Source organism: Paraburkholderia sp. EB58 (assembly GCF_050436665.1).
Classification (GTDB): domain Bacteria; phylum Pseudomonadota; class Gammaproteobacteria; order Burkholderiales; family Burkholderiaceae; genus Paraburkholderia.
Map to the genome: position 1 here is coordinate 95,255 of NZ_JBNDMQ010000009.1, position 15,666 is coordinate 110,920.

Here is a 15,666-nt window from a genome sequence, read left to right on the forward strand (position 1 = left end):
TATTCTTCAAGCCGTCGTAGCCTGCGACGCAGCCCACAATGCGCGCGGTGAAATAAAGGACGGTATCCGGGGCGGTGAATTACTATCGGGTTGTCTTTGCACTAGACGGCGCTTTTCAGGCCGTCTGATCTCATTCCGTTTTGTCCCATAGCAGAGGGCTTCAATCATGGAAGCACTGGTTCTCGAAGAAGCACGCCGTATCAGCTTGCGCCCGTTTACCTTGCCGCAAGTCGTCGGTCCGCGCGATGTGCGCATTCGCATCAACACGGTGGGCATTTGCGGCAGCGATATTCACTATTATCAGCATGGCCGCATCGGGCCATTCGTCGTCAATGAACCGATGGTGCTCGGTCACGAAGCCGCCGGTACCGTGATCCAGATCGGTGACGAAGTGAAGCACCTGAAGGTGGGCGATCGCGTCTGCATGGAACCCGGCGTGCCGGACATGGCGTCGCGGGCATCGCGCGAAGGCATGTATAACCTCGATCCAAGCGTGCGTTTCTGGGCGACGCCGCCCGTGCATGGTTGCCTCACGCCGTTCGTCGTGCATCCCGCTGCGTTTACTTTCAAGCTGCCGGATAACGTCAGTTTCGCGGAGGGCGCGATTGTCGAGCCTTTGGCCATTGGCATGCAGGCGGCAACCAAGGCGAAGATAAAACCGGGGGATGTGGCCGTTATTCTGGGCGCGGGGACGATCGGCATGATGTGTGCCCTGGCCGCGCTCGCCGGCGGCTGCAGCCGCGCTATCGTGTGCGATCTGGTACCCGAGAAACTCGAGCTGATCGGCGGCGTGCAGGGCGTGACGGCGGTCAATATCCGTGACCGGAAACCGAAGGACGTCGTCGCCGAACTCACCGAGGGGTGGGGCGCGAACGTTGTCTTCGAAGCCAGTGGAAACGAGAAGGCATTCGAAGGCATCGTCGATCTGCTGTGTCCCGGTGGCTGCCTCGTGCTCGTCGGCATGCCGCAAAAGGCGGTGCCGATCGATATTGTTGCGGTGCAGATCAAGGAAGTGCGGATCGAGTCGGTGTTCCGCTACGCCAACATGTTCCCGCGGGCCATCCAGTTGATCGCATCGGGGCGGCTCGATATCAAGCCGTTTATCTCACGCACGTTCCCGTTCGCGGACGGCATCAAGGCCTTCGAAGAAGCGGCAAGCGGCAAGCCCACGGACGTGAAGGTGCAGATCGTATTGGAGTGATCGACGGCGTTGCGTAAGTGACGCAAGTTGCCTATGTCGCCTTCTTCGCTCGCTTCGGCTTTGCCGCTGCAGCGGATGTATTGAGGGCGATGGCGGCGCGGATGAGTGCCTTGAACTTATCCGCGTTGATTTCTTCGCCCTCGTGGATGTCGATTGCACGCCTGGTGTTCCCGTCGAGGCTCGAGTTGAAGAGCTTCGACGGGTCCTTCAACGACGCGCCCTTGGCGAAGGTCAACTTCACGACCGCTTTGTAAGACTCGCCGGTGCAGATGATCCCATCGTGCGACCACACGGGCGTGCCCCGCCACTTCCATTCCTCTACGACGTCCGGGTCTGCGTCTTTGATGAGCTCGCGCATCCGGCTCAAGGTTGCCCCGCGCCAGTCTGCGAGATCGGCGATTCGTTGGTCGATCAGCTCGGATGCTGACTGTTCCTCGTTCGAATCCGATTCTTTCATGTACTCCTCCTGAGGGCTCAGAGCCCAAATTGCTTCGTGTACTCGTCGTTCAGCCGCGGCCAGCCGAATTTCATGGCTTCGCCACCGACGATGCGTCCGATGGGTTCGTCCGCAACGAGGCGATCGAGCACGTCGAGGCAGATGTGCCACCCGGCTGCGCCCATCGCAATGAAGCCGCGATCGATGTTGTGCCAAAGCGTGAGACGTGTGCCGTCGCCGAGCGGCTCAAGTTGCCAGCGCATATCGTTGTCGCCCCAGCGGTACTCGAGCAGATTCGGTGCCTCGGCGCGCGTGACCTGCGTTTCCGAGACCTGCGGGGCCGGCGTTCCGACCGTCGAAAGCCTGACGGGGCCGACCGCAGCGAGACTCCGGTCAGCATCAAACGGCGCCCATTCACGCAGACTGGCCGGGTCGGTCAATGCTTTCCACACTTTCTCCGGCGAATGACGCAATTCGCGGACCAGAACCAGTGTCCACTTTTCTCCATCCTTGCGGACTTCGGCGCCGGCGGCAGGGCCCGGCATATATTCATCGCGATTGCTCATCGTTTCTTCCCTTTTCGTTGCGGTACAGGATCTATCTGATCGAGATGGCGTTCGAGCGCGTCGAGGTGCACCGACCAGTATCGGCGGAACGGCTCGAGCCACGCGTCGATCTCCATCAGCGGTTCCGGTTTGATGCGATATAGACGCCGTTGTGCGTCGACGCGCGACTCCACGAATCCGGCTTCCCGAAGGACTCGTAGATGCTTTGAAACCGAGGGCTGCGAAAGGCTTAACTGCTCCTCGATATCACCGACGGACCGCTCGGCGGAGGCCAGCAGACTCAGGATGGCGCGGCGGTTCGGCTCGGCGATGATGGCAAATGTCGATTCCATTTTGCTTATATACCTGACGAGGTATATACGTGTCAAGCGACGAGCTTGTTGTGCGGCGGTTGTTGCGAGGGGGTGCGAGGGGGTGTACGGATCACGCAGTGCAACCGACCGGCGGATCGATCAGCTGCACTGCACAGGGGGAAGAGCGAAGTGTGCTTACTTGGCCTGTTCGACCTGGCCGCGAATTTCGCCGCCCGGATTCTTCGCGGTATGCACGTTGAAATACCAGTTGCCGGCGAGCAGGTCGCTTTCCTGCGCCGCGGTGAGGGTGGCCTGGCCTTCGATCGGGCTAGCCAGCTTGTCCATCGGAATCGGAATTACGACGCCTGCGTTCTTGCCGGCGGGCGCAGGGCCATGAAAATGCGCCATGCTGGCTGGGCCAGTAAGGTCAGCGTAGGTGACCTTCCATTGCAGCACTTTCGACGAGGTGTCGTAGGTGGCCGTCAGTTCGCCATGTCCGTCGCTGGTTTTGGGCGGCACTTCGGTGGAGGCGAGCAGGTCGGCTTTCAGATTGAGCGTGTCGGCCACCGCGAGCGCAGGTGCCGCGAGGCTCAGCGACAACACCATAGCCGTGAGCATTCGATTCATTTTCATAAGACGTCTCGTGGAATGGAAAGAAGATAACCTTCGACGCACGCGAGCCCGGGGGCGATGCGTAGCGTCGCTGGTTACTCTGTTGAACGCCTGCTGCTGGCGGCTTATTCCGTGGCGTGACGGTCTTTTTTTGCGCGGGTGTGTGGGCGAGCGACGTTGGCGCGACAACGCCGCTGGGACGTGCGTCGGCCTTGCGGGTGCGACGCAACGTCAGCACACGCAGGGCCCGCCACCTTACATTCAGTTAGCCGCGAGCATCGAAATAGCCGCGTCGCCGAATAGCGTCTGCACGTTGTTATCGGAGATATGTTTGGCCAGCGCCGACAGATCGGTTCCTTCGGGTTTGCCGATCAGCGCATAGCTGAGATCGGCGTGCCGCCAGGTCACAACATTCATGCTGTCGATGCGGTGCTCGGCAAGCGCAGCGTCAGCCTTCGCTTCCTTCATTACGCATAGCGCAATCGGGCCGCCTTGCTGCGGCAGATAGACGATCTGGACCAGCGGCTTGTCGTCATAGCGCAATCGCTGCACGCGCTTGAAGGTCAGCCCCGCCGAACTGAGATCCGGAATCCGCACATTCAGGCCGTCCTGATGCTGGATTTCGTCGACGGTTTGCGCCGTGACTTCGGCATTGACCGGCACCTGCGCCACGGTCTCACGCGAATAGAGTTGCTGATAGCCCGCTGCCGCCGCGACCCAGCTCGAAGCGTCGGGGTTAGCCTCCGTCAGCGTCGCCGTGTGTGTGCTGTTCGACCCCGCGCCGACGCCCGGCAGGAAGCGCATGCCGACGCCGTAGCAGAACAACCCGGCCACGAACGCTACCGCGAGCCACTGCGGCGCGATCCTCAGCCGTGAGCGCACAGGCGCGGAGGGCGGGGTGAACACGCTGGGCGCGACGGTGGCGTCATTGGCGCCTGGCGTGGTTGTGCGTTGCGCATGGGCACGCGCCATTGCCGCGACCGCCTCAGTCAGGCTGTCCGGCACTGGAGGTAATTTTTGCTGCGCGAAGGCTTCCGCGTAGGGCAACCGTGCGTTCTGCAACTGGGCGACGAATTCGGCGGCGTCAGGCGACACGGCGATCTCCTTTTCGACCTCCTGGCATTCCTCGGCGGACAGTTCGCCGTCCACGTATGCCATCAGCAGGATAGAGTCCATCTTCATGAGACCGGGTCCTTACTAGCGACTGCTACTTTCGTTTTTTGACTGTCGCGCACCCCGAACAGCGCGCCGATGGTCTGGCGTGCGCGTGACAGGCGGCTCATGACGGTGCCGATCGGCACCTCGAGCACTTCGGCGGCTTCGACATAGCTGAGCCCTTCGACAGCCACGAGCAGCATCACCATGCGCTGCGCTTCGGGCAATCGGCCGACGGCGCTGACAATCTGGTTGTTGATGGCGTTTTCCTCCGGTGTACGCATGGCCGGATCGGCGATGGTTTCCAGCATGTCGTCGTCCCATTCCGTGCTCGAGCGGTTGCGGCGGCTACGGGCGCGCAACTCGTTGATCCAGGTGGAATGCACGATGGCAAACATCCAGCTCAATGCCGAGGTGCCGGGCTGCAACTGATGCGCGCGTTCGAGCGCGCGCACGCAGGCGCGCTGCACCAGGTCTTCGGCATCGTGCCGGTCGCCCGAAATGCGCAAGGCGAACGCCCACAATCGCGGCAACAGGGCCGGGAGCAGGCTGGGTAAATCCGAACCGGTCGTCGACATGGTTCCTTGCTGGGTCCGGTGTCTCTGGGGCGAGGCACGCATTGCGGCTGGCGCTGAAGCGCGGTCCGCTGCGTGGTGGCCCGGGTGGGTCTGGGCAGGTGCTGGTCGGCCCGATAGCCTGGCCGCTTGCTGAATGTTCGCACCAGGATACCTAGTAGGATTTTAGCGGCAAACAATGGCATTCGCGCGGCATGCTGCTGTAATGTGTCCGTCAGTCTTGCCGAAGAATAGGCCGGGCTTGCATGCGTCCATGGTCTGCCTGAATACTCGGTTGGTGAACCTTCCGGCTCGTTAGATGGACCAATCCATATAACGACTCGGCTGTTCACAACGAGGGAGGACGGGTGACGCATCGAGTGTTTTCCCTGCGTCGGCGCTGGCGCAAAGCGAGGCGCACGTACGGAGCGGCGATCACGCAGAAGGTAGGCAGCCATCCGTTCCTCGCCGGTATCGCGGGGACCGCGGTGGCGGTGGCCATGGCAAGTCTGACCTTTGTGACGCTCTACGATGGCCGGGCAGACGCGCTCAAGCACGCGCACGAGACGTCGCAGAACCTGGTATCGCTGATCTCCAGCGACGTGGAACGCAACGTCGAGATCTACGACCTGTCGCTGCAGTCGATGGTCGACAGCGCGCAAAACCCGGCAACCTGGCGCCTGCCCGCCGACCTGCGGCGATCGGTGTTGTTCGACCGGGCGACGACCGCCGCCTACCTGGGCGGCGCCTATGTGCTGGACGTCAATGGCCGTGTACTCGCGTCGCAGGACGGCGAACTCAACCCTGCGGTGCGGCTCGACGACCGCGACTACTTCGTCGTGCAACAGCGCAATCCATCCGTGGGCCTGTTCGTTTCGCATCCGTTTCGCTCGCGGTTGCGCAGCGGCAACCTCTCGATTGGTCTGACCCGGCGCATCAATACGCAGGAGGGCGCCTTTGCAGGTGTTGCGCTGCTGGCTATCCGGATCGAGTACTTTCAGCGGCTGCTCGACAAGATCAACATCGGCCACGCGGGCTCTGTCTTTATCGTTCTCGACGACGGCACAATGCTCGCGCGCAAGCCGTTCTCGCAGCAGGAGATCGGCACGAGCATCGCGAAGTCGCCGACGTTTCCAATGATGGCGTCGCAAGCCGAGGGTTCCTATACGGCGGACTCCACCGTCGACGGCGTGCGGCGCATCTTTACCTATGCGCACGTGCCGTCGACGCCGTTGATTGCCGTGGTGGCGCCGGCGGTGAACGACGTGTTCGCCGAATGGCGGCGGCGCAGCCTGATTGCCGGCGGCCTGACCCTGGCGTTAGGCACGGTGTTTGTCGTGGTGTCGTGGCTGCTCGCCTTCACACTGCAGGACAAGGTGGCGGCCCAGGCGGAACTGGTCCGGCTCGCGGCCACGGATCCGCTGACCGGCCTGAGCAATCGCCGGATTCTGGACAGCCGGCTCGACGAAGAGTGGCTGCGCGCGAGGCGTAACGGCAGCCCGATGTCGGTGCTGTTCGTCGACGTCGATTACTTCAAGGGCTTTAACGATACCTACGGTCATGCCGCCGGTGACGAAGTGCTGGCTGCGGTGGCCGAGTGTATCGACTCGGTCGTGAGACGTCCGGTGGGTCTGGTCGCGCGCTATGGCGGCGAGGAGTTTGCGGTGGTGTTGCCAGATACCTCGGCCGAAGGGGCCGCGAATGTAGCGGAAAAGATCCGCAGAAAGGTGCAGGGTATGAGCCTTTTCTACGGAGAGAGTGAGCACGGCACCGTGACGGTTAGCGTGGGGTGCGCCACCTGCTTGCCCGCGCAGGGAGGCAGCGCGTCGGGACTGATGGCTGCTGCGGATGCGCAGCTCTATGCGGCGAAGTCGGCGGGCCGGAACCGGGTGAAGTCCTAGTATGTGCTACTGCGACTCACCGGCGTCGGCTTGCGCTTGCGCAAGCTCGAGCGGGTGTTGGTCGTGGTACGCGTCGACCATTTGTAAGCATAACTGACCAAGTGATGCCAGGTCCATGGCCTGGTACGCGTGCTCGACCTCTCCTGCGTTGAGCACGTCATCGAGAACCGGAGCGAGACGTCGCAATCGGCGGAAAGTGGCGTCGTCGAGTTTCATATTGGACCTCCTGTCGTCAACCGGTAGGGCGTCTGCTGAGGGGACTTAATCCCAAGGCTGTGCCTGCGTCCCCTCCGCGTCGCCTCTCGGACCTGACATCCTAATCCATCAAATTGTCAGGCGCCCATTGCGTGCTTACTTTTATCATTTTGGTGCAATGCACAATAAGTCTCAGAAACGAGATGAGCATTGAAGTGAAACGGCTTACAGCGCGGGGAGAGAGGGCTAAAATTGGCCAGTACCCGCGGCGCAATATCGTGCTTGCTGCATCGTAACCAGCATAGCTCCGATTGTGCGGCGCGCAAGGATATAACAATTGTCAAGTCATTACCGGAGGGTTTACGCTTACGTGACTTCCCAGCGAGACGACTATGGGCACACCAGCACTTTTGGACCGCTACGAACTTCTCGCCGCATGGCACCGCGTTGTTCCCGAAGCAGACCCAGCGGGGCGCCACAGATATGAACTAGACGAACTCGGCGAAGCGATAGTGAATCGCGCCCCGTCAGCCAGACGCCAGATAGTGCTTACAGATGTCTACTGTCATCTGACCGAGCAGATCGGTCACCTTGCGGCTATGTCGGTCGCAGTCACCACTCCATCGTTTGGCATCAGGGTCCCGGACGTCGTATGGATGCCATGTGACAAGTGGGAAAGTTTCGATCGCGACGACCCGGCGCCGTTTGTCCCGGACCTTTGTGTCGAGGTGCTTCTGGATAGTGACCGGACGCACGACATCGACAGGAGGATCATGGCCTATCTCGAAGGCGGGGCCCGTGAAGTCATTGTCATCGGCCAGAGCGGGCAGGTCGATTATTGGGGAGCCACCGGCCGCCGCAAAACCTCGATGTTCGATTTGACCGTACCGCTCGACCCCATGTATTTCGACGAGCGCGGCGCAGCAGTCAAGGCTACTGAAGTTCGTCGTTGAGACACGGCAACACCGTCAGTTCGCGCGCAAGGGTGCCCGCTACCGTTCGGAGTGGCCGGTAATGCCGCAAGACTCGATACGGCTCGCACGCGCGGCTTCCACCGCTGACTCGCTCCTCGCGCAGCTCAAGTCACGTATTGTCCTTCTCGCCGCCTTTGTCGGCTCCATGTGGGTGGCCTATCTTTTGTCGGCGGCGCTGCCGTTCCTGCATTTGAACCGGCACGGGGTGGTGCCGCGCACGCTCAGTGGACTGCAGGGCATCCTGTTTGCCCCGTGGCTGCACGCAAGCATGATGCACCTGGTCGCCAACACGGGTGGGCTGCTCATTCTGGGCTGGCTGTGCATGTGGCCCCGCATCGCGAACTTCTGGCAGGCGACAATGGGTGCGATGCTGGGCGCGGGCCTGTGTGCCTGGCTGATTGGTGCGCCCTACACGGTGCACATCGGCGCGAGCGGGCTGGTGTTCGGCTACGCTGGCTACCTGGTCGCACGAGGCTACTACACACAGCACGTTCTCGCGCTGCTGGTGGCGCTGTTCGTGGCGGGCAGCTACGGGCTGACCATGTTCCTCGGCGTGATGCCGCTGTACCCTGGCGTGTCATGGCAAAGCCATCTCGGTGGCGCACTGGGCGGCATCCTTGCCGCGCGCGCAGCGGCCCGCGGTGCGCGGTTTTCGTGAGGCAGGAAAGCTGGGCGCATTCGCTGACGTGACCGGTCGCACCTCCCCGCGATCCACTTTTGTTATCGCACCTTCCAATACTCGAATTGTTCAGGTATCAGCTGCGCCGTATATTGGCTGACACCAACACAACCATACCGGGACGCAGCACGAACCCGGTCACGGAAGCGAGACAAGCAATGAACCGAATCGATCTGGAGGGGCGTACTGTCGTCATTACTGGCGGTGCGCGCGGCATTGGCTATGCAGTGGCGCAGCGCGCCCTGAACTCGGGCGCTTCGGTCGCCCTCTGGGATGTCGACGCGGCGCGGCTCGAGCGCAGCCAGGGCGAACTGGCCGAATTGGGCAAGGTGTCGTCGGCGGTCGTCGAACTGACGGATGAAACCTCGGTGGCCAATGCGGTCACGCAAACCCTGGCCGGTCACGGCACGATCGACGTGCTGATCAACTGCGCCGGCATCACCGGTGGCAATGGCACGACCTGGGAGCTGGAGCCTGACGTCTGGCGTCGGGTGATCGACGTGAATCTGATCGGCCCGTACCTGACCTGCCGCGCGGTCGTGCCGCAGATGCTGAAGCAGGGCTACGGTCGCATCGTCAATATCGCGTCGGTGGCCGGTAAGGAGGGCAATCCGAACGCGTCGCACTACAGCGCGTCGAAAGCCGGCCTGATTGGTCTCACCAAATCGCTCGGCAAAGAACTGGCCACCAAAAACATCCTCGTCAACGCCGTCACGCCGGCGGCTGCCAAGACCGAGATCTTCGATTCGATGTCGCAGCAGCATATCGACTACATGCTCTCGAAGATTCCCATGAATCGCTTCCTGTTACCCGAAGAGGCGGCCTCGCTGATCTTGTGGCTGTCGTCGGAAGATTGCGCGTTCAGCACCGGCTCGGTGTTCGATCTGTCCGGCGGCCGGGCGACGTACTGACACGGGCGCTCAAGCTTGCGCTTGATGCCTGGCCGGTGCCGGTTGCTCAGCCACGCAGGCGGCCCACCTGATGCGCAGCATGGCTCGTTTTGTGTATGAGGCCGTCAGCATGTTGTCGGCCCAGTGAGCCCGCTTAGACGGGCCTGATGGACCGGCCGCGCTGGACGTGACACCCACGCCACGCCGCACGACCGGATCCGGCCAGCACGACAGGAGACACAGTGAATCCGAATTCGCCCGCTTCGCTCGAGGCGATCAACAGCAAGGTGATGCGGCGGCTATTGCCGTTTCTATTGCTGATGTATTTGCTGGCCTTTCTCGATCGCGCCAATATCGGCTTCGCGCAAAAAGCGCTGCAGCACGATACCGGCTTGTCGAATGCCGCGTTTGCGTTCGGCGCCGGGGTGTTCTTCATCGGTTATGCATTGTTCGAAGTGCCAAGCAATCTGCTGCTGCATCGTGTCGGCGCCCGTGTGTGGATGTGCCGGATCATGGTGACGTGGGGGCTGGTCTCGGCATCGATGTGCTTCGCCCACACGCCCACGGCCTTTTACACGCTGCGCTTTCTGCTCGGCGTCGCGGAAGCCGGGTTCTTTCCGGGCGTGATCTATTACCTCACACACTGGTTCCCGCAGTCGGCGCGGGCACGCGCTGTCGGGGTGTTCTATTTCGGCGCGCCGCTCGCGTTTATCTTCGGCAGCCCGCTTTCGGGATTGTTGCTCGAGTTGCATGGGGCAGCAGGTCTGGCCGGCTGGCAGTGGCTGTTCCTGATTGAAGGCGGCATGGCGACGGCGGTCGGTGTGTGGGCGTTCTGGTACCTGGACAACCGGCCCGAAGACGCGCGCTGGCTCGACAGTGCGCAACGTGTCGCCTTGCGCGGCGCCCTTGACGAGGACGCTCTCAACGCCTCGGCACACGGACCGCGCAATCTCTTTGCCGCGCTGCTCGATCGCCGCGTGCTGGCGCTTTCGGCGATCTATCTGCTGATCCAGATGAGCGTGTACGGGGTGATCTTCTATCTGCCGCAACAGGTCGCGGCGTTGCTGGGTACCACCGTGGGCTTGCGAGTCGGACTCGTGGCGGCGTTGCCGTGGCTGTGTGCGCTCGGCGTGACCTGGCTCGTGCCGCGCCGCGCGGATCGCACCGGCGGGCATCGCCGCTGGGCCGTCGCGCTGCTGGTGCTCGCCGGGCTAGGGATCGGCGCTTCCGGATTGTCGCAGAGTCCGTTGCTTGGGCTCGCTGCGCTGTGTTGCGCGGCGAGCGGATTTATCGCCGCGCAGCCGTTGTTCTGGGCTTTCCCCACCCGCTATCTGACGGGTGCGGCGGCCGCGGGCGGCATCGCCCTGATCAACTCGCTCGGCGGCCTGGGCGGCTTTATCGCGCCGTCGCTGCGCACCGCGGCGGAACACACTTTTGCTTCGACCTCGGCGGGTCTGCTGGTACTCGGCGCGGCGAGCCTGCTGGCGGCGTTGCTGATCGGCACGCTGTTTCGCCGGGAGAACGGCATAGCGGCCGAGTCGCTTACGCCACTCATTCACCACTGATACACCGCGCCCGCTAACCATCGACGGCCGCGCTTTACTGCACTAAAAACGGAGCCTTTCTTATGGCCATGCCTACTATCAAGCACGTGCGTGCCTTTATTGTCCGTGGTGGCGGCGCGGATTATCACGACCAGCCGGACGGTCACTGGATCGACGATCACATTTCGACGCCAATGGCGCGCTACCCGGAATATCGGCAAAGCCGCCAGTCGTTCGGCATCAATGTGCTCGGCACGCTGGTGGTCGAGATCGAAGCGAGCGACGGTACCGTCGGCTTCGCGGTGACGACCGGGGGCGAGATCGGCGCGTTTATCGTCGAGAAGCATCTGGCGCGTTTCCTCGAAGGCCAACTGGTCACCGATATCGAGAAAATGTGGGATCAGATGTACTTCTCCACGCTCTACTACGGCCGCAAGGGCGTGGTGCTGAATACGATTTCCGGCGTCGATCTCGCACTGTGGGATCTGCTCGCCAAGATTCGCCAGGAACCGGTGTATCAACTATTGGGCGGCCCGGTGCGCGACGAGCTGGTGTTCTATGCGACCGGCGCGCGACCCGATCTGGCCAAGGAGATGGGCTTTATCGGCGGCAAGCTGCCCTTGCAACACGGGCCGGCTGAGGGCGAGGAGGGACTCAAGAAGAACATCGAGCGCCTCGCCGACATGCGCAGCCGCGTCGGCGATGATTTCTGGCTGATGTACGACTGCTGGATGAGTCTGGACGTGCCGTATGCGACGCGGCTCGCGCAAGCGGCGCATGAGTACGGCCTGAAATGGATCGAGGAAGCCCTGCCGCCGGATGACTACTGGGGTTACGCCGAACTGCGCCGCAACGTCCCGCGCGGCATGATGGTCTCGACGGGCGAACACGAGGCGACGCGCTGGGGCTTTCGCATGCTGCTGGAAATGAACTGCTGCGATCTGATCCAGCCGGATGTGGGCTGGTGCGGCGGCATTACCGAGCTGATCAAGATTTCCGCGCTGGCCGATGCGCACAACGTAATGGTGGTGCCGCACGGCTCGTCGGTGTACAGCTATCACTTCGTCGTGACGCGTCACAACTCGCCGTTCGCGGAGTTTCTGATGATGGCGCCGAAGGCCGATGAGGTGGTGCCGATGTTCACGCCGTTGCTGCTCGACGAACCGGTGCCCGTCAACGGCCGGATGAAGGTGCCGGACACGCCCGGTTTTGGCGTGCGGCTCAATCCGGAATGTGCGTTGGTGCGGCCGTATCCGCGTTAAGCGACGCTCGGTGCACGCTGGAGCGCGCGCATTGAAGCTCAGCCGCAAGGTGATGGACTGAAGAAGAGTGCGACAGCTCAATCGATCAAGGAGAAAGAAGTGCTGCTCAAGGACAAGGTAGTGATCGTGACAGGCGGATCGCGCGGCATTGGCCGGGCCATCGCTGTGGCTTGCGCCCGTGACGGCGCCGACGTGGCGATCAACTACTGGGGCGACAACGACGCATCGTATGGACGCCGTTCCGCCGTAGAAGAAGTGCTGGCCGAAATCGAGGCGTTGGGCCGGCGTGCGATCGCCGTGGAAGGTAACGTGGCGGCGCACGAGACCGGTGCGGAACTGGTCAGGCGCACCGTGGAGGCCTTCGGCAAAGTCGACGTACTGGCAAGCAATGCGGGCATCTGTCCGTTCCATGCGTTTCTCGACATGCCGCCTGAGGTGCTGGAGACGACCGTGGCGGTAAACCTGAACGGCGCGTTCTTCGTGACCCAGGCAGCGGCGCAGCAGATGAAAGCACAAGGAACGGGCGGTGCGATTGTCGCCACCAGTTCGATTAGCGCGCTGGTGGGCGGCGGCATGCAGACGCATTACACGCCCACCAAAGCTGGCGTGCATTCGCTGATGCAGTCGTGTGCGATTGCGTTGGGACCGTACGGGATTCGCTGCAACTCGGTGATGCCGGGCACCATCGCGACCGACCTGAACGCCGAGGACCTCGCCGACGAAGCGAAGAAGGCCTACTTCGAAAAGCGTATACCGCTAGGCCGACTGGGGCGTCCTGAGGATGTCGCGGACTGCGTGGTGTTCCTCGCTTCGGACCGTGCCCGCTATGTGACGGGCGCGGCGTTGTTGGTGGACGGCGGCCTGTTCGTCAACCTGCAGTGAACACGCCTCGCTCAGTGAGCAGGGAGCGGCACGGCATCGCCGTTGGTCGTGGCATGTGGTTGGGCGGTAGCATCGCGGGCAAGCTTGAGAGAGACGCTGCGCAGCAGCTCAATAAAATGCAGCGCCGGCGCGGCGAGCGGTTCTTCCTTGCGCGTGAGGATGCCGAAACCGGCGAGGCTCTTGCCGATTTCGACGGGCAGCGCCACCAACAGTTTGCCGCGCACGTGGTCGCGCACCACGGATTCGGGCAGCATCGCGACGGCATCGTAGTTTTCGAGCAGTTGCAGCGTAGCGAAGATCGACGCGCATTCGGTCAGATTGACCGGTGTCGCAAGCCCTGCGCGGGCCAGTTCTTCTTCGAACAGCACGCGCGCCGGGCTGGTGAGCGGCTGCGCGACCCACGGCCAGTCGATCAGTTCGCGCAAGTTAATGGACGTGCGCTGCGCCAGCGGATGGGCCGTGCGCACCACCAGCAGCAAGGTTTCGCGCGCGAGCGGCTCGAAGCTGAAATCGTTGTGCTGCAAGGGGTTGGTGAGCCGACCGAGCGCGAGGTCCACTTCGCGGCGGTGCAGCAACTGGACCACCTGATCGCTGGTTTCGCCGAGGATGCGCACATTGAGCAGCGGCCGCTCAGTTTTCAGAGTGGCGACGGCCATGGCCAGCAGGTCGGGTGCCGCGCCCATGATGGCGCCGACGGTCAACTGGCCGTGTCCGCCCTTGCGTTTGACGTCGAGGTCTTCGGCGAAGCGGGTCAGCTCCGCCAGCGCACGCCGCGCGTAGGCGAGGGTGACGACGCCGAGCGGCGTGGGTGTCATGCCGCGCGCGTTGCGCTCAAAGAGCAGGAAGCCGAACGCTTCTTCGATATCTCCCAGCATGCGGGACGCGCTGGGTTGAGCGACATTGACGGCGTCAGCGGCCTGGTGGAGATTGCGGGCATCGTCCAGCGCGACGAGCAGCGCCAGATGCTTGAATTTGAGCCGGTTGACGAGGGCGACGGTTGCGGCGTTCTGGCTCATGGGAAAAATGCGGTTGGCAGAGCGGTTTGGCAGAGCGGGTTGGCAGATGCTGTGGCGGCCGTGCGATTCGGTTTCTGGATCGCCCAATCCCAACAACGGATTGAAAGGCTATCGATCCACGAATTATAGTCCGATCAGGCGCTTCGCCAAGAAAGCGCCCCGACACATAAATAGTCACGACTGGAGATAGGTCGCAATGGAGACAATCGCTTTCCGGATGGTGCTCAACCCCGGCATGCGCGAAGAATACGAGCGCCGGCACCAGGAGATCTGGCCCGAGCTGGTTGATGCACTGCGTCAAGCCGGCGTGCGCGACTACCGCATCTTCTTCGATGCCGGCACCGACCACCTCTTTGCCATCCTGACACGCACCGACGATCATCATATGGACCGTTTGCCGGAGCTCGACGTCATGCGCAAATGGTGGGATTACATGGCTGACATCATGCAGACTGCTCCGGATCACACGCCCTTGCAACAGGCGCTGGAGCCGGTGTTTCGACTGCAGGTGCCGAGTTGAATGACGCCAAGCTCATTGAAGCTTCACCGTGGTTGATTGAGGCTGATGCAAGGAGACATGCCCCATGCAAGTTATCGACCCGCATATTCATTTGTGGGATCTGAAGACACATCATTACCCGTGGCTCGCGAGCCCGGGCGTGTCGTTTGTCGGTGACGCGCGCGAACTGAAGCACGACTATCTGATTGCCGATCTGTTGGGCGAGGCCGGCGGCATTGAGATTCTCAAAGTGGTGCACGTCGAGGCGAATCACGATCCGGCTGATGCGGTCGAAGAGACGCGCTGGTTGCAGGGCGTAGCGAACGAAGCGAGCTCGCGCGGCATGCCGAATGGCATCGTCGCAGCGGCAGATCTGGCCGCGCCAAACGTCCAGCAGGTGCTCGAAGCGCACGCGGCGTTTGCGAATACGCGCGGCATTCGCCAGATCCTGAATGTGCACGAGAAAAAACTGTTCGACTACATCGGCCGTCATCTGATGCGCGATCCTGTGTGGCGTGAGAATTTCGCGTTGCTGCGCCGCTATAACCTGTCGTTCGATCTGCAACTGTATCCGTCACAGATGGAGGAGGCCGTTGCGCTGGCCCGCGCTCATGCCGATACGCAGTTCATCGTCAATCACGCGGGCATGTTCGTGGACCGCAACAGCGTGACGGGATATCGCGCGTGGCGTGAAGGCATGCGGCAGTTGGCCGGCTGCGTCAACGTGGCCGTGAAAATCAGCGGGCTGGCGATGTTCGATCACAAGTGGTCGGTCGAAAGCCTGCGTCCTTATGTGCTTGAGACGATCGACACGTTCGGCGTCGAGCGCGCGATGTTCGCCTCGAACTTCCCGGTCGATCGCTTGTTCGGGACGTATGAGGAACTTTGGCGCGCCTATGCTTCGATTGTCGCGGACGCCAGCGAAACCGAAAAAGACGCACTGTTTTGCCGGAACGCGGAGCGCATCTATCGAATCTGACGCACGAAACGTAGCTAGACAGCATCCC

18 protein-coding genes are annotated in these 15,666 nt (G+C 62.2%); 10 read left to right on the forward strand and 8 right to left on the reverse strand.

The features are described from left to right. The first annotated feature begins 166 nt into the window (after positions 1–166). A complete protein-coding gene (locus P3T40_RS15235) occupies positions 167–1,201 on the forward strand; it encodes an NAD(P)-dependent alcohol dehydrogenase (protein ID WP_429268548.1) in 1,035 nt (344 codons plus the stop codon). A 31-nt stretch (positions 1,202–1,232) separates the two neighbouring features. On the opposite strand, the gene P3T40_RS15240 is transcribed toward P3T40_RS15235, so the two are convergent. The 6 genes from P3T40_RS15240 to P3T40_RS15265 all read right to left on the reverse strand — a co-directional run bounded on the left by P3T40_RS15240 (position 1,233) and on the right by P3T40_RS15265 (position 4,841). Next, complete coding sequence (locus tag P3T40_RS15240) at positions 1,233–1,658, reverse strand: DUF1801 domain-containing protein (protein ID WP_429268549.1); 426 nt, start codon at positions 1,656–1,658, stop codon at positions 1,233–1,235. A 17-nt stretch (positions 1,659–1,675) separates the two neighbouring features. Then, positions 1,676–2,203 carry an SRPBCC family protein gene (locus P3T40_RS15245; RefSeq protein ID WP_429268550.1) on the reverse strand — a complete coding sequence of 176 codons (528 nt, stop codon included), beginning with the start codon at positions 2,201–2,203 and terminating at the stop codon, positions 1,676–1,678. Then, complete coding sequence (locus P3T40_RS15250; RefSeq protein ID WP_429268551.1) at positions 2,200–2,535, reverse strand: ArsR/SmtB family transcription factor; 336 nt, start codon at positions 2,533–2,535, stop codon at positions 2,200–2,202. Before P3T40_RS15250 ends, P3T40_RS15245 begins: the two co-directional genes overlap by 4 nt. A 156-nt stretch (positions 2,536–2,691) precedes the next feature. Next, on the reverse strand, positions 2,692–3,114 hold the full coding sequence (locus P3T40_RS15255) for a CHRD domain-containing protein (protein ID WP_429268722.1): 423 nt from the start codon (positions 3,112–3,114) through the stop codon (positions 2,692–2,694). 255 nt (positions 3,115–3,369) lie between these two features. After that, entirely contained in the window at positions 3,370–4,290 is a 921-nt protein-coding gene (locus P3T40_RS15260; protein ID WP_429268552.1) for an anti-sigma factor family protein, read from the reverse strand. Further along, complete coding sequence (locus tag P3T40_RS15265; protein WP_429268553.1) at positions 4,287–4,841, reverse strand: RNA polymerase sigma factor; 555 nt, start codon at positions 4,839–4,841, stop codon at positions 4,287–4,289. The genes P3T40_RS15260 and P3T40_RS15265 overlap by 4 nt, the downstream gene beginning before the upstream one ends. A gap of 344 nt (positions 4,842–5,185) precedes the next feature. Between P3T40_RS15265 and P3T40_RS15270 the strand changes: the two genes are divergently transcribed. Beyond that, positions 5,186–6,718, forward strand: a complete 1,533-nt coding sequence (locus tag P3T40_RS15270) for a sensor domain-containing diguanylate cyclase (RefSeq protein ID WP_429268554.1) — start codon at positions 5,186–5,188, stop codon at positions 6,716–6,718. Between the two features lie 6 nt (positions 6,719–6,724). Here P3T40_RS15270 and P3T40_RS15275 read toward each other — a convergent pair whose 3' ends face one another. Next, the gene (locus tag P3T40_RS15275) at positions 6,725–6,934 is read right to left on the reverse strand and encodes a hypothetical protein (protein WP_429268555.1); all 210 of its coding nucleotides are present in this window, start codon (positions 6,932–6,934) and stop codon (positions 6,725–6,727) included. A 371-nt stretch (positions 6,935–7,305) separates the two neighbouring features. Here P3T40_RS15275 and P3T40_RS15280 point away from each other — a divergent pair, with 371 nt between their 5' ends. The 6 genes from P3T40_RS15280 to P3T40_RS15305 all read left to right on the forward strand — a co-directional run bounded on the left by P3T40_RS15280 (position 7,306) and on the right by P3T40_RS15305 (position 13,144). Then, on the forward strand, positions 7,306–7,866 hold the full coding sequence (locus P3T40_RS15280; RefSeq protein ID WP_429268556.1) for a Uma2 family endonuclease: 561 nt from the start codon (positions 7,306–7,308) through the stop codon (positions 7,864–7,866). A gap of 61 nt (positions 7,867–7,927) precedes the next feature. Continuing rightward, a complete protein-coding gene (locus P3T40_RS15285) occupies positions 7,928–8,545 on the forward strand; it encodes a rhomboid family intramembrane serine protease (RefSeq protein ID WP_429268557.1) in 618 nt (205 codons plus the stop codon). Positions 8,546–8,724: 179 nt separating this feature from the next. Beyond that, complete coding sequence (locus tag P3T40_RS15290) at positions 8,725–9,477, forward strand: SDR family NAD(P)-dependent oxidoreductase (protein ID WP_429268558.1); 753 nt, start codon at positions 8,725–8,727, stop codon at positions 9,475–9,477. Between the two features lie 269 nt (positions 9,478–9,746). Further along, entirely contained in the window at positions 9,747–11,021 is a 1,275-nt protein-coding gene (locus P3T40_RS15295) for an MFS transporter (protein ID WP_429268723.1), read from the forward strand. Positions 11,022–11,083: 62 nt separating this feature from the next. After that, on the forward strand, positions 11,084–12,262 hold the full coding sequence (gene rhmD, locus P3T40_RS15300; RefSeq protein WP_429268559.1) for an L-rhamnonate dehydratase: 1,179 nt from the start codon (positions 11,084–11,086) through the stop codon (positions 12,260–12,262). Positions 12,263–12,361: 99 nt separating this feature from the next. Next, positions 12,362–13,144, forward strand: coding sequence for an SDR family NAD(P)-dependent oxidoreductase (locus P3T40_RS15305; RefSeq protein ID WP_429268560.1), 783 nt, complete (start codon positions 12,362–12,364; stop codon positions 13,142–13,144). Between the two features lie 11 nt (positions 13,145–13,155). On the opposite strand, the gene P3T40_RS15310 is transcribed toward P3T40_RS15305, so the two are convergent. Next, positions 13,156–14,160 carry a LysR family transcriptional regulator gene (locus P3T40_RS15310; protein WP_429268561.1) on the reverse strand — a complete coding sequence of 335 codons (1,005 nt, stop codon included), beginning with the start codon at positions 14,158–14,160 and terminating at the stop codon, positions 13,156–13,158. Between the two features lie 196 nt (positions 14,161–14,356). Between P3T40_RS15310 and rhaM the strand changes: the two genes are divergently transcribed. Both rhaM and P3T40_RS15320 read left to right on the forward strand, forming a co-directional pair. Further along, positions 14,357–14,680, forward strand: coding sequence for an L-rhamnose mutarotase (rhaM, locus tag P3T40_RS15315; protein WP_429268562.1), 324 nt, complete (start codon positions 14,357–14,359; stop codon positions 14,678–14,680). 64 nt (positions 14,681–14,744) lie between these two features. Further along, positions 14,745–15,638, forward strand: coding sequence for an amidohydrolase family protein (locus tag P3T40_RS15320; RefSeq protein ID WP_429268563.1), 894 nt, complete (start codon positions 14,745–14,747; stop codon positions 15,636–15,638). Positions 15,639–15,666: the final 28 nt, after the last annotated feature.